Below are 24,479 nucleotides of genomic sequence, written 5' to 3'. Positions count from 1 at the left end.
GGAAGTCCCGTCACATCCGTCACCCGTCACCCCGGGCAGCGCTGCGGTCGACCAACGCCGGCTGCACAATCCCGCCATCACTGTCGCCGAGCACCAGCGCGGTATAGAAGCGGCGGCCCTTACCACCCCGGGCCTCGCCTACCCCGAGCCGCCGAAGATCCTGCGTCAGCCGTTTCGCCGACACCGGTCTCTCACCCGCCCCCTCACACCACTGCTCGTACGCGTCACGCAGCACCGTCGTGGCGACCCGCCCGGCATCCTCGGGAACTCGGCGGCACATTTCCTCGACGAAGCGCCCCACGGTGTCCGACTCCCACGCATACGCCTCGGTCGCCGACGTGACAGCATCCGGCTGCAGCAGGCCCGCCACGTGGTAGGCGGCGGCGCCGGCGATCATCCATGCCAGGATCGCCGGCGCGTCGGCCGCGAGATGCTCACCCAAACGACGGTCCTGCCGGCTGTCCGGCACCACCCGCGTGAACGGCAGCACCCTGATCCGCCGCCAGAACGCCGGCCCGCCCGCCCGCGCCGCCGGCAGATGATTCCCCAACAGCCACAACGTGTGACTGGGCAGATAGGTGAACGGATTGCCACGCATGAACCGGGCATTAATCGAATCCCGACCGGTCAGCTGCTTCACCCTGGCTTCGGCGAACTTCTGACCCTCGTCGAGCTCCGCACACACCACCAGCCGCGCACCGGCGAGCTGGGCCAGTTCCGCCGGGTGTTCCGCGTGCTGGCGGACCATCAGCATCTCCGACGACGCCGCGATCGCGTAGCCGCCGTCGTCGCGGCCCAACGCATGCATGGCGGCCTCCAGCAGCGTGCTCTTACCGTTCGCGCCCGGCCCCACCGCGAACGGCAACACTTGCTCCAGCACCGCGCCGATCGCCGAGACCCCCAACAGCTGCTGCACATAGGTCACCAGGGCGAGGTCATCGCCGAATGTATCCGCCAGGAACCGATCGAACACCTCCGACCGGCGCTCGAAATCCGGCGCCGCCCCCGCACAGCGGGTATGCAACAGCGCCGGATCCGAAGCATGAACCGCACCCGTGCGCAAATCGACGACACCGCCGCGAGTGTTCAGCTGATAAGGCTGAGCGTCCAGCGCGGTCACCGCCACCGTGACCGCTGGATCCGATCGCGCCAGCCGCACCACGCCGGATACCCCGCCCGCAGACAAGGCCATCCCGCGGAACCGGCGCCACCGGCCGGTCTGCGGCAGATCCCGGGCCATCGCCCGGACGAACTCACGATGCCGCTCGGCGTCGTCCCACGCCCACCGGCAACCGTCCCAAACCAGCCACTTGCTGCGCTGCGGGCAAAACCGCAACTCGTGACCGTGGTACGCGACCAGCGCCCGGGCCAAGCCATCCTCGGTCGGCCCCCAGGCCGCCACGGGAGGCAACGCCTCCTGCACGACCTGGACCGCAATGCCCGAGTCCGTACCCCCCGCTTCCTCGGCCTCGTAAGCCTGCGGATTGCCGTCCTGCCTTCCTGCAGAGACAGAGGCTTCCCCGGCCCGCCGGCTAGACCCCGCTTGCCCCAGCGCCCGCGCGGCCGCGACGTGATCACCGCCATGATGCAAGACCGCGAAGGCGTGGAACTTCGTAATCGGCGACTCCGGTGCGAACACGGTGCTCGAGCTGAACACGAACAAACGGTCACGCTCCGCCGCCCGTCCCGTCGTCGCCGACACACCAACGGCCTTTCCTGGGCGTCGCCAATAGCGGGTCCGTCCGATCTGGTGCACCAGCACCCAGCCGGCCGGTTCCAGGAGATCCGCCCAGTCGGTACGGCGCTCGAAGTCATCACCAGGCGACAAGCTCAAGCCAGCCGGCCGCAGTGACGGTCCCGGCTGCTGCGGCAACGGAGGCATCGCGTCCAACGACTGAACCAGGGAGAACAACGCCGCCCGTTCCGACGCCGTGATCGCCGGAATACTCTCGGGCGCCGAGCTGCCAAGGGCCTCCCACGGCCGGCCGGACTCATGCACCGTGCCATGCGACGGCGCCACGATCGTGTAACCACCCTCGCCCCGCGTCTCTGCCAGAACCTTGATCTTGTCCTGTGGATCAGCCACGAGTTCCGCCTCGTTGGCAGGGCGGCGCGCCAGCTTCTGGTTCCGCCCCACTGGGGCGTCCACCACTCGGTAGAGCAAATGAACACCCCCCGACGGCGTGCGTTCGGCGTACCCATCAACGGCGACCCGCTGCCACAGCTCATGCAACCCAGCCGCAGTGGCAAGATCTACCAGTCGGCTGGCAAGGCCTTCCTTTACCGCACGTCCCTCTAACTCCAGCATCTCCAGCCCACCGGAGACGGCACCGCACAGCACCGCCAGGCCCGGCGGGCTGCCGGTGAACCAATTCCGTACCTGCTCACGATTGGGCCGCGTGGTCTGGTAACGGCGCCACGGCACTAGCGGCGCCTTGCTCCCATCAGCACGTATGGGCACGACGCTACAACCGGCGTCATACCACGCGAGAGCGGCTGCCCGCATATCAATTTGTGATTCCAAGCGGTCCCCACAACCGTCACCGAGTTGAGGAATTCTTCATTGGGAGGCAGAACCCCGCTGTCGTTTAGTGCAGTAAGGGCGCGCAATCTGCTTCCCGGTCGCACGCCCTGCTGCTCCTCGGCCAGGGCGGCAACAACTCGCTTTCCTCCAACAGGGACGAGCTTTCACGTCCACGGCGAAGCGCGCCAGTGGTCTCCCGTGGTCCTTCGTGGTCCCGCACTATCCGACGACACTGACTCGTGTGCCTCTGTCTCAAACGACGGACCCTGGTGAACTGTCAAAAAGCAGCTGCATAGAGAGTGACTCGTCAGGACCGGACAACGCGAAGACCACGAATGACGTGAGGAATTCAAAATTGTCGCGCAATTCGCCAAGTGAACCGCAGTGTCATCAATGGCAACTTTTCACGCCTGCGGTAAGTGCAACCCCCGACATCAGTTGAGTCATGCGCCATTAATTGGCTAAAATGAATACGCTAAACAGCGTGAGTACTCCGATACCGAAAATGGGAATCGAGCAACTCTGGCGAACTCGGATTCTCCGATTTCTGGACGAAGGAATAGCCTTTGAGGTCGACCGTCCCCGACTTTCGCCGGGACCACGCGGGACTGTCAGGGACCATCGCAGCCAACTTCCCCGGGACATCCGCAACGGGTCTCATACGGATGTGGGCCATCAATCCGTCGAGCCAACGCCGCCACCGCCGGCCTCCCGACGCAAAGGGGAGTCGATCGTGGATGCGATCGAATCATCCGCGCCCGCAGCGCCCGTAGCCCGCCCGACGGCCGCCGCCTCTCCGGCGGGCGGCCCACTCGCAACTGCCGCGCTGCCCATACCCTCATTGCAGCAGCGACCGAAGCGGCTCACCTCAGCCCGTTACACCCTGACCCGGTGCAATCGGCACGGGCGGCTCGCCAGCCGCCACCCCCTTCGCGTGCTCGGGTGGTGTGCCGGCCAAGCCCTCACCATCCTTACCGACAACGGATCGCCACTGATACGCGCCGCGCCTAACGGTAAGGAAGCCATCACTGCTGAGGGCTTCCTGCTCCTGCCTGCTGCTGTCCGGCGTCGGTGCGGCATCAACCACGGCGAGCCGCTGCTGGTCGCTTCCTACCCTGATCGCAACCTGATCATTATCTGCACTCCGGCCGTCATCGACGAGATGACCCTCGAGCGTTTTGGTTTCCTCAATGAGTGAGCTGCCGATCGAAACAAGCCAGCAAGGCGTGGAACTTGATGCCCTGCGCCTTCTCCTTCGTCGCCTTCGCGTGACCCCTGAACAGCTGCTGGCCCAAACGACGCAGCCGGTCACGATGCCCACCTTCGACGAGTACATCAAGAAGGTGTCGGCAGCCGTCCCGGAGGGGTCCCGGCGGCTCTACAGCACCTACTGGCGCAAGATCAGCGAGCAATGGGGTCACCGCCGTCTCGACGAACCCACCCCGTCAGAGATTAGGCAACTCGCCGAGCACGTCAAGCGCAACGTCGTCCGCCGGCGCAATGCCCGCGGTGGGCGCAGCGCCGCCGAACATCTCATCTCGGCGATCCGCTGCCTCTACCAGTACGCCGTCGCCGACCAGCTCATCGCCCAGGCCGACAACCCCGCGGCCCGGGTCGCTAAACCGCGCCGACTCGACAGCACCCGCCGCGCCCTTCCCGACAATCGACTCGCCGAGATCATCTACGTCGCCGGCACAACCGGCGACGATCCCGACCTCGACACGCTCATCCTGCGCCTGCACATCGAAACGGCCTGCCGGCGCGGCGGGGCACTGGCCCTCACCCGAGCCGACCTCGACGTCGAGCAGTGCCTGATCCAGTTGCATGAGAAAGGCGAAACGGTGCGCTGGCAGCCGGTCACACCGACCTTGATGCAGGCGCTGCTCGACCACTTCGACGAACGAGGCGGCGAAGAGCCCACCGACCAGATCTTGCGTTACCGCAACGGCAAACCGATCACCTACCGGCGCTACGACTACCTCTGGCAACGTCTCGGCAAGCACCTGTCCTGGGTGGCCGCGCAGCAGATCAGCATCCACTGGATCAGGCACACCACACTGACCTGGGTTGAACGCCATTGCGGCTATGCTGTCGCCCGAGGATTCGCCGGCCACAACAGCGGCCGCACGATCGGCGTCACAGCCACCTACGTCAGAGCGGATCTCCAGGAGATCGCGCAAGCCCTCGCCGAACTCACCGGTGAACCACACCCACTCGCCGCTTCCACCGTGGCCCCGCCACAGCCACCGGCATGAGGACCGGCTGGACCCGGGTCATCCCACCCGCGCCCAGCCGCCACCGCCCACACGAGCGGACAGGCACCGCCTCGCGTTGACTATGCCCGGACTGATGCGAGCGGATGCGGCTCGCCCGTCAACGCCGACAACGCGTCCGCCAGCTCGTTCATGCTCGCCCGCACGTACCCTGCGGTCGCGCCGACGTCACCGCTGGTCGTCTCCGCATGCCCCGCGTAGCCCCGCGCCACCGCATAGCCGAAGTTGCGCTCCACCCAGGTGAGCGTCGTGTGCCGCAGCCAGTGGACGCTGATCTGCTGCGCGGCCACCCACGGCAGCCTGGCCCCGATCCGCACCCACAGATGGTCGTAGCGCCGATAGGTGATCGGCTGCCGATTGCGGTACCGCAACAACTGCCCGCTCTGTGCGGCACCCCGCTCGACGGCGTGCGCCTGCAGATGCCGCATCAGCGTCGGCGAGACCGGCTGCCATCGAAACGTACCGCCCTTCTCCCGCAACAAGATCAGACACTGCTCAGCGTCGAGATCCATCGGCCGCAACGCCAACGCGCCACCCCGCCGGCATGCCGTCTCCACGTGCAATCGGATCAACAGACCGTCCAGCGCCGGATCGTCACCACTGCTCGTCGCCACCTCGTTGATCTCCGCCAGCCGGCTGTCCGGCAACGCGCGCCGTGTCGTGGGCAGCCGTTTAGGCTTCGCGACCTTTAAAGCCGGGTTCTCCAACTCGCTCATGAACCCGTCCGCTGTCGCCCGCCGATACAGGCACCGCAACGCGGCAATCGTGTGCTCCTCCGCGCTACGCCCGCCCCGGCCGTTACGTCGTTGCACCCGGTTCGCCTTGATGTCGGCGATCAGGGTTCGGATGTCTGACGCACTGACCTGATCAATCCGGCGCTCACCCCAACGCTTGACGGCCCGATCCCAGTACGTCCCGTACGCGCGCAACAGTCCTGGTGAGATAGATGCGGCCACCACCGGCACGTAGTCGGCGAAGGTCGGAGCCTCGGGGCGCACCGGCGCGCCTGCCACCAGATCGTTGGGGGAGATACCCATCCGCTCCAGCAGCAGCCGGGCCGCCTGCACTCCGGCCTGATCGACGGTCGGCTCAGCCATCGCGGCCACCCCCGAGCGCGTCGGCGTGGACTTGGTCCACCACCGCGTCCAGGACCCCAGGCGGATGTACCACCAGCAGGCCACCTTGAGGATAGGCCGCCAGCAGGACCCGATCACCTGCGGCCAGCGCACACCACCGCCGAGCAGCAACCGGAAGATGCAGCAAACGATGCGTCGTGATCCGGAAAATGCCCCGGCCATCCGCGAACACCGCAATCAGGCCCCGACTCACACGGATGTCGAGCCGCTTACCAGGATCCCAGTCCAGCGCCGCCATGACCGACCGGTCGGCGATCCTGCCGCCTGGGTCGAGTGTGCATATGCCGTACACGGCGGAACCGGAACGTTTTTCGGCCAGGGCCATCAACGGCAGGGGAGGCCGCCCGGACATAGGCGCTGCCGGTGTCCACCGCAGCCGCTCTGACCGATCGGTGAGTATCACCGGCGGCACAACAGTGGGTAGAGAGAGGTCGGTCACGGCAACCACCGCCGACCTCGGATGACCGATTTTGACCATACCGAGGATGACCGATTTGTGTGGTCAAGCGCGCTTGACCACACGTACGTCGTTTGATGCACAAGTGCGACAAATGTGTGTCCGGAGGGGGACTTGAACCCCCACGCCCGATAAAGGGCACTAGCACCTCAAGCTAGCGCGTCTGCCATTCCGCCACCCGGACCTGCACTACAACCCTACCGGCGGAAACACCCGGTTTTCCACCGAGTATCGCCGGCCCGGCGGGCCGCACAGGAGAGAACTGTACACGGCCCGTGCCGGGGGTCGCAGGGAGGGTGGGGGTGGGGACATTCCGGGGCATACAGCCGCCCATTGGGCCTCGACCTGGCGTCTGTGGGTCGTACCGGGCAGCATGGCTGGCGTGTCTCAGCCCTCACCGCTCACTCCCGCTTGGCAGCGTGCGCAGGCCCTCGCCGACTCGGGGGATCTTGCGGGCGCGCGGGCCGTGCTCGAGCGTGCGGTGGAGCTGGGGAAAGTCAACCTCTCTGAGGATGATCCGGACGTTCTTCGCACTGCCTATCTGCTCGGCACAGTTTTGCAGAGGGCGGACGATCCGGTCGCTGCTCGGCGGGTGCTGGAAGAAGCCTATGCGGCGGGGCTCTGGCGGCTCGGGGATTCTGACGCGCTGATGTTGGAGATCTCGCACGACATCGGGGTGGTTGCCGAGGAGCTCGGCAACCGCCATGAGGCGCGCAAGGCTTTCGTCCGGGTGGCTGAGCTCGGGCCCGCCGCGCTGGGCGGTGGGCACTGGGCGGTCGCGCGGGCGCGGGCTTATCTCGGGCAAGATCCACAAGCTGGTGTACGAGGGTCGCAAACCGAGCCTCCGCTGTCGTCCGATCCCAGCGTCGCCCCGTGGCAGCCCCGGTTCACCTCGAGCGGCCCGGAAAACGTCCCACAGTCGGCGCCCAGCGAGGAGCCGACCACCGCATTCCGCCTCAACCCCGACCCGAACCCGAGTCAGGCCGCCCACGGCACGAACGACCCGACCACCACCTTCCCGGTGATCAACCCGACCGTTCCGGCACCCCGCGACCCACGCGAGCTCGGCCCCGGCGAACGCGACCCACGCGACCTCGGCCCCGGCGAACGCGGTGCCGCCGCGAGCCCCGCCGAACGCGGCACCGGCGCGGGCACCGCCGAACGCGGCACCGGCACAGGCCCCGGCGAAGGCGGCGCTATTGGCCGGGAGGTCGGTGAAGCGGGCGAGGGTGACTGGAGAGGCGGCGACGCGGGCCTCGGGCAGAGCGGCAACACAAACTCGGGTGCCTGGGAAAGCGACACCAGCGCAGGCCCCGGTGAAAGCGCCGACTACAGCGAAACGAGAGCGACCAACTGGGAAAGCAGCGGCACCGGCGGCCGGGCAGGCTTGAACAACGGCACGATTCAGCCGCCCGACGCCGAGAACGCGCAGATCTGGGTCGGTCCGCATGACCAGGCGCCGCACGACACTCGTGCGATCCGCCCGGTCGAGGAAACCACAGCGTTGGCGCCGTGGAATGAATCAGCCCCCTACCCGGTGCCGCAGCAACGCTACGAGGTTCAGCCGGCGATCATCTACCCTGACGCGCCGGGGCCGGGGTGGGGACACAACGGACCACCACCCCCGTACACAACGGAGCCGGTCGGCGCTTCACTCTCGTACCAAAAACGGGGTTTGGGGATCTTTGCGGCGATCGCCGCGGTTCTGGCTGCCGTGATCGCCGTGGCCGCGCTGGTTTTTGTTCTTGCCAACCGGTCGGGTGACGGCGGTGACAACGAGGATGTGCCAACTCTCGGCGGCTCGCCACCCACCGGAGTGGTCTTGAAGGACAGCGGCGCGCGCATCGTGGTCAGCTGGCAGGACCCGACTCAGGGCACCGTCTCGTTCCTCGTCGCGATGGGGCATCCGGGGGAGCAGCTCAAGCCGGTCACCACGCTCGGACCTGGGCAGACGTCCTATGAGATCAGTGCGCTCAACCCTACGCTGAACTACTGCTTCGCGGTGGTCGCGGTCTACCGGAACAACAAGTTCGCCACGTCGCAGCAGGCTTGTACCAACCGATGATGATCACGCTCGGCGATCAGAGTTATCCACAACCGTGACTTCCGGGTATCGGCGCGTATCCACCTCCCCCTATAGTGGCCTTCGTCCTTGCGGAGGGGGTCCTTCAAAGGGGGAGGATTGGGTTAGTGACCAGCGCAGATAGCGCCAGCACGGAGGGTGTGCGGGTGACCGCGCAGCGACGTCGGTGGCGCAGTCGCGGCTATCTCGTCACGATGGGGACCGTCCTCAGTCTCGCCGGTGGGCTCGGGTTGACCGTGCTCGGGCTGGGCTCGGCCGATCAGGCCGTGGCCAGCTTCGATGCGGCGTCCTGGGTGTGGTCTCGGTCCAAGGGCGAGGTCGCGCGCATCAACGGGGTGACTGCCAAGGTGGACACTCGCGTCGATGTGCCCAACGCCCGCGGGCACGCGCTCGAGGTGTCGCAGACCGATCGGTTCGTGATTCTGCGGGATGTGAACACGGGCGCGATCGGCTCGATGGATCTGACCACTCTGCAGGAGTTCTGGAACTCTTCGTCCAGCCCTGGCCTGGGCGTGCGGGTCGCGCTCGACGAGGACTCCGCCTTCGTCGTGGACACCGTGCAGGGCCAGGTGCAGCAGCTCGATCCGCGCTCGCTCGGGCCGATCGGGTCGCCGCTGCGCTTCCCGCCGGGCATCACCGGCGGCGTCTTCGACGGCAAGGGCAAGCTGTGGATCGCGGCGCCCAGCGAAGGCACGATCACCGCGATCGCGCCTGCGGCGCTCCCGTCCGACTCGCCCGGGAGTGATTCGGCGGCAGGTCCTTCCATCGTACGGTCGGAAGCCGTTGCCGCCGCGAGCCATGACCTCACGTTGTCCACGCTGGACGACGGGGTCGCCGTGCTCGACCGCACCACCAACGCGCTGTTCACCGTGCGCGACCAGGCCGAGCCGGTGAAGCACACGCTCCCGCTGCCCGGCCCCGGTTCGCTGGCGCCGCGCACCGACGGGCAGTCCGTGCCGGTCACCGTGACCGACTCGCGGCACGTCTATGTGGTCGGTGAGCAGGGCGTCCGCGCCGACTTCACGGTTCCGGGCAGTGGCGATGAGCTGCAGCCGGCGGTGGCTTGGGAGGGCTACTTCTACGTGGCCGACTCCGAGACCGGCCGGGTGCACGTCTTCGACTCCACGGGTAAGGCGCAGAAGGACATCACGTTCCGGAAACCGGGCGGCTCGCTCGAGCTGGACGTGCGCGAGGGCTACCTGTTCATCAACGCACCGGGTTCGTCCACGGCCCGGGTCGTCGACGACAACCACGCGGTGCGCACCGTCGACAAGTACGCCGACGACGTGCTCGGTGGTGACCCGCCGCCGGTCAAGGCGGACGATCCGCCGCCCCCGCCGCCGAAACCGAAGAAGCCGGTGCAGTCCAAGCCGGGGGCGCCGCGCAACGTGCGGGCCGCGGCCGGCAACGCCGAGGCCAGGGTCACCTGGCAGGCGGCCGCCGACAACAACGCACCCATCACGCGCTACGTGGTGGAGGGTGCGGGCAAGGTCTTCCAGGTCGGTGCCGACCAGCGTTCGCTGACCGTCACCGAGCTGACCAACGGGGAGACATACCAGTTCGCGGTGCATGCCGTGAACAAGAAGGGCGACGGCCCGACGCGTACGAGTAACGCCGTCAAGCCGACCGCCGAAGTTCCGGACGCGCCGACCGCGGCCACCGCCGAGGCGAAGCCGGACGGCACCGTGGTGGTCAGCTGGCCGGCGGCCAACGGGCAGGGCCTGGAGATCAAGCGGTACACGGTGACCGCGATCTCCGAGGGCGGCAGCGCGCCGATCGGCGACGCCACCGGGACGTCCCTGACGATTCCGGCGGGCCAGCTGGAGTACGGCAAGCAGTACGCCTTCACCGTCGTGTCGATCAACGAGCGGGGTGCCGGGTCGAAGGCGTCGCCGGTCAGCGGCAGCGTCACGCCCTTCACCACCCCGGCCGAGCCGGACGGCGTCGAGGCGGCCACGGTGGCCGAGACGGCCGGCGCGGTCACGGTCGCCTGGCAGGCGCCGGCCGACAACGGGCGCCCCATCAGCAAGTACGTGGTGACGGCCGGCGGGAAGACGACCGACGTCACCGGCGGCACGGCCGTGACGCTGACCGGGTTCGGGGCCGGCGAGACCGTCTCCGTCGAGGTGCGGGCGGTCAACGAGGCCGGCGAGAGTCAGCCGGGCACCGCCACCGCCAAGACCGTCTCCGCGCCGAAGGTGACGATCACCGGGGTGGACCCGGGGGTCAACACCGCGAAGATCTCGTTCACGGTCGACCAGGGTGGCGGCAAGGCCAGCTGCTCGGTGGCCTCCACCGGTGGTGGCGGCTCGGCGTCCGGCAGTTGCAGCAGCCTGTCGGTCTCGAAGCTGACCGGCGGCACGGCCTACACGTTCACGATCACCGCGAAGAACGCCGCCGGCTCGGCCACCGCGACCAACAAATCCACGACCGACTACCGGTACGGCATCGCCACCTGCAACAACGGCGAGAACGGGGACACCGCTACGTATTGCGACAAGGACGTGACGGGTCGCAACGGCAACGAGATCTTCAGCGTCACCCAGCAGGACAACGACAAGCAGACCGGCTGGGCGAAACCGGGCACCCGCCTGCAGGCGTACTGCAAGAAGTCCGGCGAAGAGGTGTACGCGTACATCTACAACAGCGAGAAGAAGAGCACCTGGTGGGTGCAGGTCAACTACAGCGGCAAGAACTACATCCCGTGGGCGTGGCTCAACCTCGAGGGCGGGGACGAACTGGCCGACCTTCCGGCCTGCTGAGGTAACGAGACTCGTGTACAACGAACCGCTGCCACCGCAGCACATCCAGGGCTTCGCCCAGGTGGCCGAACAACTCGCCGACCGGATCGGGACGGCGGTGCTGGGCAAGCCCGAAGTAGTGCGGCTGGCGCTCACCGCCCTGTTCGCGCAGGGGCACGTCCTCCTCGAGGACGTGCCCGGCGTGGGCAAGACGACGCTGGCCCGCGCCCTCGCCGCCTCCGTCCAGGGGGTGTGGCGGCGCATCCAGTTCACCCCCGACCTGCTGCCCTCCGACGTGTCCGGGGTGACCATCTTCAACCAGGCCAGCCGCGGCTTCGAGTTCCACCCCGGCCCGGTCTTCGCCAACATCGTCATCGCCGACGAGATCAACCGCGCCTCGCCGAAGACCCAGTCGGCGCTGCTCGAGGTCATGGAGGAGCGACGGGTCACCGTGGACGGCGTGCCGCACCCGGTGCCCCAGCCGTTCCTGGTCGTCGCCACCCAGAACCCGGTCGAGATGGACGGCACCTACCGGTTGCCGGAAGCCCAGCTCGACCGTTTCCTGGTGAAACTCTCCGTCGGCTACCCCAGCGAGGAGGTCGAGATCGAGGTGCTGCGTGGCGCGGCACTGCGCTCACCCGACGCCCTCGAACCGATCACCGACACGGCCACCATCGGCGAGATGGTGAAAATGGCCATGCGCGTGCACATCGCCGACCCCCTTTACGCGTACGCCGTCCGGCTCGCCGCCGCGACCCGCAACCACCCACAGGTACGGGTCGGGGTCAGCCCCCGCGGCGTGATCGCGCTGACCCGGGCCGCCTGTGCCTTCGCGCTGATCAACGCGCGGGGCTACGTGCTGCCCGAAGACATGAAAGAGCTGATCGGCCCGGTCTTCGCGCACCGCGTGCTGCTGTCCGCCGACGCGCAACTGCGCGGCGTGACCGCGGCCGAGGTGCTCGACGACGCGATCCGCTCGGTCCCGGTCCCGCTGCCGGACAACCGCGTCACGGCCGGGGCGTGACCGGGGGAGAGGGCGTGGCCGGGGCGTCGCGCGAGGACGGCGACGTTACGTCGCCGCGCACGGCGGGAACTGCACAGACGTATCGCGCGGGGGAAGACGCGGGGGCGGTCGCCCAGACGCCGTCGCCGGCCGGCAGCGCTCCGCCGGCCGGCGACGGTCCCACCGGGCCCGCCCCACATGGCCCTCACGGCGCCAACCCGAGCGGCATCGGCTCTCGCGGCACCGATCCGAGCGGCATCGGCTCTCGCGGCGCCGATCCGAGCGGCGCCGGGCTGCGTGGCGCCGGGCTGCGTGGCGCCGGGCTGCGTGGCGCCGGGCCGCGTGGCGTTCGCCGGCTTGGCGGGTGGGGGCGCGGAAACGGTGGCGTTACCGCTCGCGGGATCGGGCTGGCTCTCGGTGGGGTCGTGCTGCTGGTCGCGGGGTTCCGGCTCGGCTATCCCGACCTCGCGCTGCTCGGGGCGGTCGCGCTGGTCGCGGTCGGGTGTGGGGTGGTTTTCGCGTTCTGGCGGCCGCGGCTCGGGGTCGAGCGGACCGCCGACCCGGACCGGGTCGCGCGGGGCGAACCGGCGCGGATGACGCTCACCGTGCGCAACACCAGCCGGCTGCGGGCGGCCAACCTCGTCGCGAGCGACCGGTGCGGTGGCCAGGCCGTGCCCGTTCCGCTGCTGCGCCTGCGGCCGGGCAAGGACACCACCGCCGACTATCCGGTGCCGACCAGCCGGCGCGGCATCGTGCCGATCGGGCCGTTGCGGGTCACCCGCGGAGATCCGCTCGGGCTGATCACGCTCGCCCGCACCTACGGCGGGGTGGCGTCGGTGTGGGTGCATCCGCGCATCCACCTGCTGCGGGCCGTGCCGGCCGGGATGGCGCGCAGCCTCGACGGGCGGATCGACAAGGTGCCGCACGGGACGATCACGTTCGACTCGCTGCGCGAATACGTGGTGGGGGACGAACTGCGGCGGGTGCACTGGCGCAGCTCGGCCAAGGTGGGCGAGCTGATGGTGCGGGAACAGCTCGATACCTCCGAACCGACCATCGTGGTGCTGCTCGACGACCGGGCCGCCGCCCACCCGCTGGGCCGCGACGGGATCGCCGAGTCGTTCGAGGCGGCCTGCGAGGCGGCGGCGTCGATCGTGGCCGCGGCCGTCCGCGAGGACCTGCCGGTCAGCCTGCACCTGGTCACCGCCGTGCCGACCGGCCCCTACCTGGACGTGCTCACCGAGGCCGTGCTGCGCCCGGGCGACCTGGACGCCACCCTGCGCCGGATGCGGGCCGGCCGTCTCGGCGACACCCTGGTCTTCCTCACCGGACCGGGCGGCCGCGGCGATCTGGGTGCGGTGAGTGCCCTGCGCGGCCCCTACCCGGTGGTGATGGCGGGCCTGTTCGGCGACCGCGACGCGGCCCCGGTCTCGGCCGGCGACGGCCTGATCGTCATCGAGGCCGACAACGGCGAGGAGTTCGCCGCCGCCTGGGACAGCGTGCGCGGATGGTGAAGCGGGCCGTGGTGGCGTGTGCGCTGGCCGGGATGATTGCGCTGGCCGGCGTCGTGCTGGGTGGGATCTTCGCCGACTCGCTGCTGGTGGTGCTGGTAGGTGGGGCGGCGGCCGGGTCGGTCGGGCTCGGGCTGGCGGCCCGGCGACTGCCGAACTGGGTGGTGGCGCCCCTGTCGGCAGGGCTGCTGGCGGCGTACACCCTCTTGGCCTTGTGGATCAGTGCGGGGCGCGCGGAGCTCAGCGCGCCGCTCGCTCAGATCGCGCGGGATTCGCTGGTCAACGGGATTCCGCGGCTGCTCACCGCGATGATTCCGGTGGAGCCGGCGCCGGACACCATCGTGGTGCCGGTCATCGCCGCCTGGCTCGCGGGGCTGGCCGGCAGCGAGATCGCCGTGCGGGCCGGGCGGGTGCTGCTGGGGATTCTGCCGGTGGCGGGGTTCTATGCGGGGGCGCTCTACGTGGTCGGGCCCAACGCCTCGGTGGCGGGGTGGACGACGCTCGCGTTCGCGGGGCTCGCGGTGGTGGCGCTCGCCGTCACCGCGCGGCCGAAGGGTGACGAGCTGGCAGGGGTGCCGGCGGCGACCCGGGTCAAGGTTCGCGGGCGGGCCGTGGCCGGAGCCGTGGCGGGGCTCGCGGCGGTGCTGGTGCTGGCCGTGGCGGTCGGGCCCTGGGTCGGCAGCCGGGTGGCGGCCACGCCGGTCGACCCCCGGCAGTACGTCGAACCGCCGCAGGTGGACACCCTCGACGAAAGCCCGCTCAACCGGATCTCGGGCTGGGCGCTCAGCCCGAAGCAGCGACTCCTTGAGGTAGGCGCGACCAGCGGCGGCGTGGGCGCGACGCCGGGCAGCGGGGTGACGGGTAGCGCCCCGCCCCGGGCCAGGACGGTTCGGCTGCGGCTGGCGGTGCTGCCCGACTACGACGGGATCACCTGGCGGGTCGGGGCCACCTACCGCAACGCGGGGCGGGTGCTGCCGACGCAACCGGCCATCCCGGACGCCACCGTTACCGCGGTGCACCAGGAGATCACGATCGACGAGCTGACCGGGCGGTTGCTGCCGGCGGTGCCGGCGCCCACCCGGATCACCGGGGCCCGGGTCGCGTACGACGCCGGCACCGGCACGCTGATCCGGTCCGAGCCGCTCACCGCGGGAACCAGGTACAGCGTGGACTCGCAGGTGCAGACCCCGGACTACAACCTGCTGCCGGCCGCAGACGTGCCCTCCGGCGACGCGGTCGCCCGCTACCTGGCGGTCGGGGACGGCGTGCCCGAGCAGATCACCCGGCTCGCCGAGGAACTGTCCGACGGCAACGGCGCCGCCTACGACCGGGCCGCGAGCATCGAGGCGTTCATCGCCGAGCACTATCGCAAGGTGGCCGACGCGCCGAGCGGTCACGCGTACCCGAATCTGGCCTTTTTCCTTTTCGGCCCCCGTGACCAGGGCGGCCAGGTCGGGACGTCGGAGCAGTTCGCGGCGTCGTTCGCGCTGCTCGCGCGGCTCACCGGGCTGCCCGCGCGGGTGGTGGTGGGCTTCAACGCGCCGGCCGCGGGTGGCCCGGTCACCGGGGCCGACGCGATCGCCTGGCCGGAGGTGCTGTTCGACGGGCTGGGCTGGGTGCCGTTCGACCCGATGCCCAAAAGCAGGAACCCGCGCCCGGTCGAGGAGGACTTCACCCCGAAGCCCAGCAAGCCGCCGAGCCCGCCGTCCGAGGCGCCGACCGTCAGCCCGTCGGCCGAGGTGTCCGCGCCGCCCGCGGCGCTCGCGGCCGGGCCGGGCGGCGGTCCGGGCGCGCTGGTGGTGGCCGGCGGAACGTCGGGGTCGCTGCTGCTGGTGCTCCTCGCGGCCGCCGCGTCAATCATCACGATGCGGCGCGGCCTGCGCCGCCGCCGGCTCACGGCCGGCCCGCCCGCCGCCCGGATCACCGGCGCCTGGCAGGAGCTGAGCGACGCCTTGCGCCTGGCCGGCCGCCCACTCCCACCGCACCTTTCCGCTTCCGAGGCCGGGGCGTACGCGGCCACACCCGACCCGCCGAAACCACCCCGTCTCCGCCGCGCCGCCCCGGGCACCCCGGACGTGGGAATGGCCGTGCTCACTCCGGACGACCGCCGGAACCGTGCCACCGAAGCGCAGACGCCCGCCGACGTCGCGCCGCCACACGCTGCCGCGACCGGAGCCGCACCGCCGTCGCGCACCGCCGTGGCCGGGGCGGGCACGCCGCGTTCCGCCGGAGTCGGCATCCTGGCGCCGGGCCCCGCCGGCGGCGCCATGTCTGCCGGGCCGTCGCCGCAGGACCGAACGCTGCCGCCGCTCGACGAGCTCGTCGCCGGGATCAACACCGTCGGCTTCGCGCCCGGCGCCGCCGACGCCGGTCAGGCCGACCGGGCCGGCCGGCAGGTGGTCGCCTACGCCGACGCCCTGCGGGCACGCCGTTCCTGGTGGCGCCGGGCGTGGTGGAGCGTCCACCCGGGCCCGTTGCGCTGGCATCGGCAAACCTGACGAAGCGGCCGGCCGCCGTTGGCCCGCCGGTCCTGCGCCGGCCCGCCGGTCCTGCGCCGGTCCGCCGGTCCTGCGCCGGCCTCGACGCGGGGCGGCGGGCGGTGCCGGGCGTCAGCCGGCCGGTGTCTCGGCGGTGGCGACGAGCGTGGCGCGGCCCAGGATGTGGCTTGCCATGGTGAAGCCGAGCAGCGCCGGCGTGGCGTCCGCGGCGACGCCGAGGTCCTCGACGTCGAGGGCGTGCACGGTGATGAAGTACCGGTGCGGGCCGTGGCCGGCGGGCGGGGCGCCGCCGATGTAGCGGGCCGCGCGGGCGTCGCCGGGCAGCTGGACGGCGCCGGCCGGCAGTCCGGTGCCGGTGTCGTCGCCGGCACCCTCCGGCAGGGTGGCGATGTCGGCCGGAATGTTGGCGACCGCCCAGTGCCAGAAGCCGGAGCCGGTCGGGGCGTCGGGGTCGTACACGGTCACCGCGTAGCTCTTCGTTCCGGCCGGTGCGCCGCTCCAGGTGAGCTGCGGTGAGGCGTCCTGGCCGCCGGGCACGCCGAACAGGCCGGACATCTGGGGGGCCGGCAGTGGCTTGCCGTCGACCACGGTGGTGCTGGTCAGCGTGAAGCTCGGCACCTCGGGGAGACGCGCGTACGGGTTGTTGCCGTTCATGGTCACTTCCTTCGTCAGCGATTGCCTGATCGACTATGCCAGCAATAATCGATTATTTGGCGTACTGTGGCGGAGGTGACATCAAGGTCGGAGCACGTCTACTCCTCGCTGCGGGCGGCCGTGCTGCACGGCGAGTTCGCGCCGCGGCAGCCGCTGAAGCCGCAGGAGCTGGCCAATCGGCACGGCGTGAGCCTGGCCGTGGCCCGGGAAGCGCTGCTGCGCCTGGTCGGGGACGGGCTGGCCGAGCGGCTGCCCAACCGCGGCTTCGCCGTGCCCGCGACCGGCGACGACCGGTGGCAGCAGACCGCCGAGGCCCGGGCGGCGATCGAGCCGGTCATGCTGCGCCTGGCAATCGAGCGCGGCGACCTGGAGTGGGAGGCGCGGGTGCGGGCCGCCCACCATCGCCTGGCCGGCACCCCGCCGTTCGAGCGGGAGGGCGACCGCCATTACGGCGACGACTGGGCGGAGGCGCACCGCCGCTTCCATCGCGCCCTGCTCGAGGGCTGCGGCAACGATGTTCTGCTGGCCACGTTCGACCGGTTGTGGACCGGCAGCGAGCTGGCCCGCCGCTGGTCCGCGCTCAGCAACCCGGGCCGGGATGCGGTGGCCGAGCACCGCGCCATCGAGGAGGCCGCCCTCGCCCGTGACGCCGACCGGGCCGCCGATCTGCTGTGCCGGCACGTGAGCCGCACCGCCGCGGATCTCACCCGTTCGTGACTGTCTGAATAGGGACTCGGCCCTCGACCCGCCGTTTGATCACTGAGAGTATCGAAGCTCTCACTCGGGGGCGCGCGTGGTCACGATTCTGCTGGTCCGGCACGCGGACATCGACCTTCCGCCGGCGACGACCGATCCGCCGCTGAACGACGCCGGGCGCCGCCGCGCCGAGGCGCTCGCGCACGTCGTCGGCCCGGCCGGGGTGACCACCGTGTTCACCTCGCCGCTGGCGCGCACCAAGCAGACCGTGCAACCGCTCGGGCTCACCGCGGGGGAGATGCCGGGCCTGGCCGTCGTGGCCGGCCAGGCCCGCGCCGGGGAGTACGGCCCGGTCGTGCTGATCGCCGGCCACAGCAACACTGTCCCCGCGGTGATCGCCGCGCTGGGCGTGCCGCAACCACCGGTCATCCCCGAGACCGAGTTCGACAACCTCTTCGTCGTCACCCTCACCGAGCCGGCCGGCGCGAGTCTGCTGGCGCTCAAATACGGGAGAAACCCATGATCAGTTGCATCACTCCGCCCTTCATCCTGGACCGGCTTCTGGACAGCGACAACGAGGCCATCCGGCAGGCGGCCCTGGCCACCCTGCTCACCACCGCCCGGCTGCGCGGCCAGCGGGAGGTGCGCGGGCTGATCTCCGGTGCCCTGGCCACGGCGGCCGACGGCCGCCGCAGCATCTTCGACTGCGAGAACGGCACGTTCCTGCCGTTCGCCACGTTCGTGCGGGCCGAGGACGACGAGCCGGTCGCCGACCGGTCGGCCAACCAGGCCTTCGACGGTCTCGGCGTGACCCGCTCCTTCTACCGCGACGTCTTCGGCCGCAACTCCATCGACGGTCGCGGCATGCGCCTGCAGGGGTTCGTGCACCGCGGCCGGCGCTACAACAACGCGTTCTGGGATGGCCAGCAGATGGTCTTCGGCGACGGTGACGGCGAGGTCTTCGCCGACTTCACCGGCTCGCTCGACGTGATCGCCCACGAGCTCGGGCATGGCGTCACCGAGCACACCGCGAAGCTGGAGTACCGGTTCCAGCCGGGCGCGCTCAACGAGTCGCTGTCCGACGTGGCCGGTTCGATGGTGAAGCAGTGGCATCTCGGCCAGACCGCCGATCAGGCCGACTGGCTGATCGGGGCGGACATCTTCACGCCGAGCATCGACGCCGACGCGCTGCGGTCGATGAAGGCGCCGGGCAAGGCGTTCAACAACAAGCTGTTCGGCCAGGACCCGCAGCCCGACCACATGGAGCGGTACGTCGAGCTGCCGGACACCGACGAGGGTGACAACGGCGGCGTGCACGTCAACTCGGGCATCCCGAACAAGGCGTTCTACCTGGTGGCTACCATCATCGGCGGCAATTCGTGGGAGGCTCCGGGGGTGATCTGGTACGAGTCGATGCGGGCGTCCGCCGAGACCACCGACTTCCAGGCCTTCGCCGACACGACCTTCAGCAAGGCCGGCGAGCTGTACGGGGCGGGCAGCTCCCAGCAGCAGGCGGTGCAGACGGCGTGGGACGAGGTCGGCATCCGGGTGGGCGTCTCGCCGACCCTCGGGCGCCGCTGATGCGGGTGTCCCTGGCCACCCACGGCGGGCTGGCCGCCCCGATCACGTCGCGGCGGCCACCCCGCATCCTGGACACCGAGCGGATGCCGCCGGCCGCGGCCGGGCAGCTGCGGCGCCTGGTGGCGGCCGTGCTCGCGGAGGGCGGCGGCACGCGCCGGTCCGGGCGGGGCGGGGACGCGATGACCTACACCATCACGGTCGACGACGATGGGCGGTCGGCCACCATCACCGGCTCCGACACGACCATGTCGGCGGCCTTCGGTGCCCTGCTCAGCCTCATCGAGAGACAGACGGGTTAGCCCGAACGGGCAGTCCACTGTGAACAAATGGTTAACAGGCGAGCGGATCTTCATCCGTCGATGGCGGTGCTCCGTAAAGGGGAGGGTGGGTAGGGGCCCACATACACCTTCATCAGGGGGAACAACTACATGCTCAGCACACGCCGCTCCCGTGTCCGCGCTCTCGGCGGGGTCGCCATGGCCGCCGTCGTCGCCGGTATCGGTGCCGTCAGCTTCAACGCGTCGGCCGCCACCACCACCGCCGCGCCGGCGGCACCGGCACCGTTCGGGCCGGAAGCCCGGGCCGTCAAGATCCCGCTCATCGCGGAGGCGATCAAGCCGCCGCCCGGCTCCCGGCCGATCGGTGCCTACCTGGTCGTCAACGGCACCCAGAACTACACCTGCGTCGTCGCCGACGGCGCCACCACCGGCGCGTTCACCGGCAAGTCGGTGCCGGAGGCCCAACTGCTCGGCACCGGCGGCCGCCTCCACCACTTCGCCGGCCCGAGCTGGCAGTCGACGCGGGACCAGTCGCTGGTCACCGCCGGGTCGCCGATCACCTCGGCGCGCGAAGGCACGATCCCGGAGCTGCGGCTGACCGTGCTCACCCACTCCGGCAAGGGCATCCTCGACAAGGCCGACTACATCAACCGCCTCCTCACCTCCGGCGGCGTCGCCCCGACCACGCCGTGCGTCAAGGACGAGGTCAAGAAGGTTCCCTACGGCGCCGTCTACGTCTTCTGGGACGCGCCGGCCGCCTGATCCCGGCTCGCTGCCGTGCGCTCCGGCGCACGGCAGCGCCGCGCTCAGGCGTGGACGGGGATCCGGTCGAGGGTGGCTTCGGCCAGGCCGATCGGTTGCGCGGTCACCCGGCTCCGGCTGTTCTGCGGAAAGCCGTGCCGCCCGCACGGACGTCGAACGTCAGACCCGGGCCCGGATGCGCATCGCGCGGCTAGCCGGTGACCTTCTGCACCAGGCTGATGATCTCCTTGGTTACCGCGGGCGGGTTGCCGGCGCTGGGGCAGGCCGCGTACTTGATCATCTGGTAGTCCACGATCAGCAGGTACGTGAACGTGTCGTTGCAGGTGATCCGGGTCGGCCACGGGCGGGCGCCCTCGGTCTTGAGCTGCGGGTTGTCGGCCAGCTTGGTGAGCTTGGCCAGGTCGGCGGGGCTGAGCTTGCCGGTGCGGTCCGCACCCTTGGTCGAGCCGCGCGACCAGGTGCCGTCCGGCTTGATCGTGGTGGTCTCGGTGATGCCCGCGATGCCGCCCGACTTGACCAGCTGGATGCCCGAGAAATCAGCGGAGCCGCTGCCGGTCGCGGACGGTCCGGTCGTGGTGCTCGGCCGGTCACTCGCGCCCGGCCGGCCGGGTGCCGACGGGGTGGTGGTGGACGGCGCCGACGTCACCGCCGGAGCGGACGGGACGGACGAGGCCGACGAGGTCGCGGGCGTGGCGGTGGGCGGGTCCTCCGTGCAACCCGCCAGCGCCACCATCAGAACAGCCGCACCCGCGCTCAGGCGAACGAACGTATTGATCACCATCACCCCCGTCGACGGCCGAACTTATGCGGCGGGGATCGATGCTGTCAACGCGGCCGATCAGCCGATCGAGCTGTCCGGTGCGCCGTTGAGCTCCTGCAGCTGCTGGTTGACGTGGTTGTTGAGCGCCGTCTGGTAGCTCAGTGCGAGCTGACCGAGCCGGTCGATCTCGTCGAGCATGGCGTCCCGCTTGACCCCGATGCTGCTGAGCGCCTCGGAGTGGTTGCGCCGCGCGTCGCTCTCGATCGTGGCCGCGTTGAGCTGGGCCTCGCTGGTGACCTGCTCGGCCTTGGTGCGGGCGCCGGTGATCAGCTGCTCCGACTCGGCCTGGGCGTCGCGCATGTGGTCGTCGGCCGTGCGCTGGGCCATCATGAGCACGCGCGCGTTGCGGTCGTCGTCGGCCGGCGCGGCCGGGACGATCGCCGAGTTGCGGCTGCGCTCCAGTTCGGCCTGCACGTTGCGGGCGTTCTGCTCGGCCCGGGCGCGTGCCTCCTGCAGCTGGTCCAGCTGCCTGACCAGCTGGTTCAGCTCGGCGTTGAGCTGCATGTTGGACGACGTCGAGGAAGGGCCGGCGCCGCCGCCGTCCCGCTGGAGCTGGTCCTGCAGGACGTTGTTCTCCTCGAGAAGCCGGATGAGCTCCTGCTCCACCTCGTCGAGGAAGGCGTCGACCTCCTCCTCGTCATACCCACGCTTGCCCATGGGCGGCTTCTTGAACGCCATGTTGTGGATGTCTGCTGGCGTGAGCGGCATCATGGTCCTCGGTTCGGCGGTGGCGGAGGGGTGCGGCCAGAAATCCTACGCGACCCCGCTGAGAGGTCCACGTGGGCGTGATCACGTGTCTCGCGAATACGCAGAAATACGCTCGAAAGCGTCAGTCAGTTGGGCCGACCACGCGTGAACCACCCGGGCACGCCGGCGGGAGTCGTCGGTGAGCACGTCGGCCAGGGCCAGGCCGCGGGCGAGGTCGAGGGTGGCCTGGATCAGGGCGCGGATCTCCGGGTCGGCGTCGTCGACCCCGAGCAGGCGGACGGCCCGCTCGTGCACCCCGCGCGCGAAGTGACGTTCCAGCGGCAGCACGGCGGCCCGCAGCTCCGGGTCGGCGGCCGCGGCCGTCCAGACCTGCAGGGCGGCCCGGAACAGCTCGCCGCCGATCGTCTCGACCAGCCCGGCCACGACCGTGTGCACCCGCTCGGGCCCGGTCCCGGTCGGCTCGGGCAGCGCGTCGAGCAGGGCGGCCCGCTCGTCGAACATGAACTCGAGCGCGCCCAGGATCAACGCTTCCCGGGTGCGGTAATGATGCTGCACGGCGCCGCGGCTGATCCCGGCCTCGGCCGCGATGAAACCGACCGTGGACACCTCCCAGCCGTGCGTGGCGAGGCAGCGGATGGTGGTTTCCAGCAGGCGCCGCCGGGTCGCCCGGCTACGCCCCTGCTTGGGCGAGGAGTCACTCCTGGCCGGCGACCCGGCCTGCGCTTCCGCGTTGTCCGGCTCCGCGTTGCCCGGCTCCGCGTTGCCCGGCTGCGCGGTGCGGGGAGCGGCGGGTGTGTCAGTCATCGGCCACCACGGCCAGCGGGGTGCCCTGGGTGACCTGCCGGCCCACCGCGACCGGCAGGTCGGTGACCGTGCCGGCGGCGGGTGCCCGCACGGCGTGCTCCATCTTCATCGCCTCCAACCAGACCAGGGGCTGGCCGGCGGTCACGGTGTCGCCGACCTCGACCGCGACCCGGACCACCGTGCCGGGCATCGGCGCGACCAGGGCGCCGGCCGGCATCCGGTCGGCCGGGTCGGCGAAGCGCGGCAGTTTCCGCAGCTCGATCGACCCGGCCGCGCCGTCGACCACGACCCGGTCGCCGAAGCGCCCGACCGAGAAGGTGCGCCAGACCCCGTCCAGGTCCAGGATGACCTCGTCGGCGGTCGCCTCGACCAGGGCCACGGCCGGCATGCCGTCGACGGTCAGGCCGTCGCGACCGAATCGGTATTTAACCGTTATTTCTCGATCACCGACGGCATAGGTACGGCTCCGGAAGCCGACCGGAATGTTCCGGAAGCCACTCGTCAAACCGGGCAGCAGCGCCCCGCGCTCGGCAACCGCGTCAGCGACGGCCGCGACCAGCGCGCCGACCGCCGCACCGGTCGCGCCGGCGCTGCCGCTTTCCAGCAACTCGGAGATGTCGGAGTAGAAGCTGGTGTCGGCGGTGCCGGCCAGGAACGTGGGGTGCAGCAGGCTGGCGACCAGCAGGTCGCGGTTGGTGGTCACCCCGTGCACGCGGGCGCGCCGCAGGGCGCCGGCCAGCTGCCGCGCCGCCGACTCACGATCCTTCGCGTACGCGATGACCTTGGCGAGCATCGCGTCGTAGTGGATGCCGACCGCACTGCCGTCGGTGACGCCCGAGTCGACCCGGATGCCGCCGCCCACCGGAATGTCGAACCGCCGCTCGGCGTCCGGCACGTCGAAGCGCACCACCGTGCCGGTCTGCGGCCGCCAGTCCGCGGCCGGGTCCTCGGCGTACAGCCGGGCCTCGATCGCATATCCGGTCATGCCCGGTTCCGGTCCGGTCAGCGGCCGGCCGTTCGCCACGTCGATCTGCAGGCCGACCACGTCGACCCCGGTCACGCACTCGGTGACCGGGTGCTCGACCTGCAGGCGGGTGTTCATCTCCAGGAACCAGAACTCGCCGGAGGAGTCGGCCAGGAACTCGACCGTCCCGGCACCCCGGTACCCGACCGCGGCCGCCGCGGCCCGCCCCGCTGCCAGCAGTCGTTTCCGCAGGTCTCCGCCGAGCCGTTCGACCAGCGGTGACGGCGCCTCCTCGATGACCTTCTGGTGGCGGCGCTGCAGCGAGCACTCCCGTTCGCCGAGCGCCCAGATCCGGCCGTGCTGGTCGGCCATCACCTGCACCTCGACGTGATGCCCGGCTTCGAGGTAGCGCTCGCAGAACACGGTCGGATCGCCGAACGCGGCGGCCGCCTCCCGGGCCGCCGACGCGATCGCCTCCGGAAGGTCGGCGAGCGACCGTACGATTCGCATCCCCCGCCCGCCGCCGCCGGCCGACGCCTTGACCAGCACCGGCAGGTCTTTCTCGCCGAGGGTGGCGACGTCGAGCCGGTCGAGCACGGGGACGCCGGCCACGGCCATCCGGCGCTTCGACTCGATTTTGGAGCCCATCACCTCGATCGCCTCGGGGGAGGGGCCGATCCAGATCAGACTCGCATCGCGTACGGCCTGAGCGAAGCCGGCATTCTCGGAGAGGAACCCGTACCCGGGGTGAATGGCGTCCGCGCCGGCCCGGCGGGCCGCGGCGATGATCAGATCGCCGCGCAGATAGGTATCGCCGGGCGCCGAGCCGGGCAGGCGGACGGCGCTGTCCGCCTCGCGGACATGCGGCGAACCGGCGTCGGCGTCGGAGAAGACCGCCACCGTGGCCAGGCCTCGGCGGCGGCAGGTGGCGAAGACCCGGCGGGCGATCTCGCCGCGGTTGGCGACCAGCACACTCGTGATCATGC

The 24,479-nt window shown here is 70.5% G+C and carries 20 protein-coding genes and 1 tRNA gene; 12 read left to right on the top strand and 9 right to left on the bottom strand.

Annotation, left to right across the window (positions count from 1 at the left end; genetic code table 11):
- Nucleotides 1–19 precede the first annotated feature (19 nt).
- Nucleotides 20–2,506, bottom strand: coding sequence for a phage/plasmid primase, P4 family (locus Ato02nite_RS24865; RefSeq protein WP_246607393.1), 2,487 nt, complete (start codon nt 2,504–2,506; stop codon nt 20–22).
- A gap of 751 nt (nt 2,507–3,257) precedes the next feature.
- Between Ato02nite_RS24865 and Ato02nite_RS24860 the strand changes: the two genes are divergently transcribed.
- Entirely contained in the window at nt 3,258–3,722 is a 465-nt protein-coding gene (locus tag Ato02nite_RS24860) for a hypothetical protein (RefSeq protein ID WP_213009023.1), read from the top strand.
- The gene (locus Ato02nite_RS24855) at nt 3,715–4,779 is read left to right on the top strand and encodes a site-specific integrase (protein ID WP_213009022.1); all 1,065 of its coding nucleotides are present in this window, start codon (nt 3,715–3,717) and stop codon (nt 4,777–4,779) included. Before Ato02nite_RS24860 ends, Ato02nite_RS24855 begins: the two co-directional genes overlap by 8 nt.
- An 80-nt stretch (nt 4,780–4,859) precedes the next feature.
- Here Ato02nite_RS24855 and Ato02nite_RS24850 read toward each other — a convergent pair whose 3' ends face one another.
- The 3 genes from Ato02nite_RS24850 to Ato02nite_RS24840 all read right to left on the bottom strand — a co-directional run bounded on the left by Ato02nite_RS24850 (nt 4,860) and on the right by Ato02nite_RS24840 (nt 6,574).
- Nucleotides 4,860–5,894, bottom strand: coding sequence for a tyrosine-type recombinase/integrase (locus Ato02nite_RS24850; RefSeq protein ID WP_213009021.1), 1,035 nt, complete (start codon nt 5,892–5,894; stop codon nt 4,860–4,862).
- Complete coding sequence (locus tag Ato02nite_RS24845; RefSeq protein ID WP_246607385.1) at nt 5,887–6,258, bottom strand: AbrB/MazE/SpoVT family DNA-binding domain-containing protein; 372 nt, start codon at nt 6,256–6,258, stop codon at nt 5,887–5,889. Before Ato02nite_RS24845 ends, Ato02nite_RS24850 begins: the two co-directional genes overlap by 8 nt.
- A gap of 231 nt (nt 6,259–6,489) precedes the next feature.
- Nucleotides 6,490–6,574 (bottom strand) — tRNA-Leu (locus tag Ato02nite_RS24840).
- A gap of 189 nt (nt 6,575–6,763) precedes the next feature.
- Between Ato02nite_RS24840 and Ato02nite_RS24835 the strand changes: the two genes are divergently transcribed.
- The 5 genes from Ato02nite_RS24835 (at nt 6,764) to Ato02nite_RS24815 (ending at nt 16,226) form a co-directional block, all read left to right on the top strand.
- On the top strand, nt 6,764–8,455 hold the full coding sequence (locus tag Ato02nite_RS24835) for a tetratricopeptide repeat protein (protein ID WP_246607384.1): 1,692 nt from the start codon (nt 6,764–6,766) through the stop codon (nt 8,453–8,455).
- Between the two features lie 212 nt (nt 8,456–8,667).
- Nucleotides 8,668–11,235 carry a fibronectin type III domain-containing protein gene (locus Ato02nite_RS24830; protein WP_213009044.1) on the top strand — a complete coding sequence of 856 codons (2,568 nt, stop codon included), beginning with the start codon at nt 8,668–8,670 and terminating at the stop codon, nt 11,233–11,235.
- Between the two features lie 13 nt (nt 11,236–11,248).
- Nucleotides 11,249–12,238 (top strand): AAA family ATPase, encoded by a 990-nt coding sequence (locus Ato02nite_RS24825; protein WP_213009019.1) that lies wholly within the window; start codon nt 11,249–11,251, stop codon nt 12,236–12,238.
- Nucleotides 12,239–12,642: 404 nt separating this feature from the next.
- Nucleotides 12,643–13,731, top strand: coding sequence for a DUF58 domain-containing protein (locus Ato02nite_RS24820; RefSeq protein WP_213009043.1), 1,089 nt, complete (start codon nt 12,643–12,645; stop codon nt 13,729–13,731).
- Nucleotides 13,725–16,226 carry a transglutaminase TgpA family protein gene (locus tag Ato02nite_RS24815; RefSeq protein ID WP_213009018.1) on the top strand — a complete coding sequence of 834 codons (2,502 nt, stop codon included), beginning with the start codon at nt 13,725–13,727 and terminating at the stop codon, nt 16,224–16,226. The genes Ato02nite_RS24820 and Ato02nite_RS24815 overlap by 7 nt, the downstream gene beginning before the upstream one ends.
- A 111-nt stretch (nt 16,227–16,337) precedes the next feature.
- On the opposite strand, the gene Ato02nite_RS24810 is transcribed toward Ato02nite_RS24815, so the two are convergent.
- Entirely contained in the window at nt 16,338–16,880 is a 543-nt protein-coding gene (locus tag Ato02nite_RS24810) for a YbhB/YbcL family Raf kinase inhibitor-like protein (protein ID WP_213009017.1), read from the bottom strand.
- Nucleotides 16,881–16,955: 75 nt separating this feature from the next.
- Here Ato02nite_RS24810 and Ato02nite_RS24805 point away from each other — a divergent pair, with 75 nt between their 5' ends.
- From Ato02nite_RS24805 to Ato02nite_RS24785, 5 genes are all read left to right on the top strand, one after another.
- Nucleotides 16,956–17,597, top strand: coding sequence for a GntR family transcriptional regulator (locus Ato02nite_RS24805; protein WP_213009016.1), 642 nt, complete (start codon nt 16,956–16,958; stop codon nt 17,595–17,597).
- 76 nt (nt 17,598–17,673) lie between these two features.
- Entirely contained in the window at nt 17,674–18,099 is a 426-nt protein-coding gene (locus Ato02nite_RS24800; RefSeq protein ID WP_213009015.1) for a phosphoglycerate mutase family protein, read from the top strand.
- Nucleotides 18,096–19,157: a M4 family metallopeptidase gene (locus Ato02nite_RS24795; RefSeq protein WP_213009014.1), complete on the top strand. Its 1,062-nt coding sequence runs from the start codon at nt 18,096–18,098 to the stop codon at nt 19,155–19,157. Before Ato02nite_RS24800 ends, Ato02nite_RS24795 begins: the two co-directional genes overlap by 4 nt.
- Nucleotides 19,157–19,456 carry a protealysin inhibitor emfourin gene (locus Ato02nite_RS24790; protein WP_213009013.1) on the top strand — a complete coding sequence of 100 codons (300 nt, stop codon included), beginning with the start codon at nt 19,157–19,159 and terminating at the stop codon, nt 19,454–19,456. Before Ato02nite_RS24795 ends, Ato02nite_RS24790 begins: the two co-directional genes overlap by 1 nt.
- Before the next feature lie 129 nt (nt 19,457–19,585).
- Entirely contained in the window at nt 19,586–20,197 is a 612-nt protein-coding gene (locus Ato02nite_RS24785; RefSeq protein WP_213009012.1) for a DUF3455 domain-containing protein, read from the top strand.
- 190 nt (nt 20,198–20,387) lie between these two features.
- Here the strand turns inward: Ato02nite_RS24785 and Ato02nite_RS24780 are convergent, their stop codons facing one another.
- The 4 genes from Ato02nite_RS24780 to Ato02nite_RS24765 form a co-directional block, all read right to left on the bottom strand.
- Nucleotides 20,388–20,975 carry a hypothetical protein gene (locus Ato02nite_RS24780; RefSeq protein ID WP_213009011.1) on the bottom strand — a complete coding sequence of 196 codons (588 nt, stop codon included), beginning with the start codon at nt 20,973–20,975 and terminating at the stop codon, nt 20,388–20,390.
- A gap of 60 nt (nt 20,976–21,035) precedes the next feature.
- Nucleotides 21,036–21,725 (bottom strand): DivIVA domain-containing protein, encoded by a 690-nt coding sequence (locus Ato02nite_RS24775; RefSeq protein ID WP_213009042.1) that lies wholly within the window; start codon nt 21,723–21,725, stop codon nt 21,036–21,038.
- A gap of 81 nt (nt 21,726–21,806) precedes the next feature.
- On the bottom strand, nt 21,807–22,529 hold the full coding sequence (locus tag Ato02nite_RS24770) for a TetR/AcrR family transcriptional regulator (RefSeq protein ID WP_213009010.1): 723 nt from the start codon (nt 22,527–22,529) through the stop codon (nt 21,807–21,809).
- Nucleotides 22,522–24,477, bottom strand: coding sequence for an acetyl/propionyl/methylcrotonyl-CoA carboxylase subunit alpha (locus Ato02nite_RS24765; protein ID WP_213009009.1), 1,956 nt, complete (start codon nt 24,475–24,477; stop codon nt 22,522–22,524). Before Ato02nite_RS24765 ends, Ato02nite_RS24770 begins: the two co-directional genes overlap by 8 nt.
- Nucleotides 24,478–24,479 lie beyond the last annotated feature (2 nt).

The sequence above is a fragment of the Paractinoplanes toevensis genome (genome assembly GCF_018332695.1).
Taxonomy (GTDB): Bacteria; Actinomycetota; Actinomycetes; order Mycobacteriales; family Micromonosporaceae; genus Actinoplanes; species Actinoplanes toevensis.
Note: the sequence above shows the minus strand (reverse complement) of the source record. Positions and strands in the feature narration are given on the sequence as shown.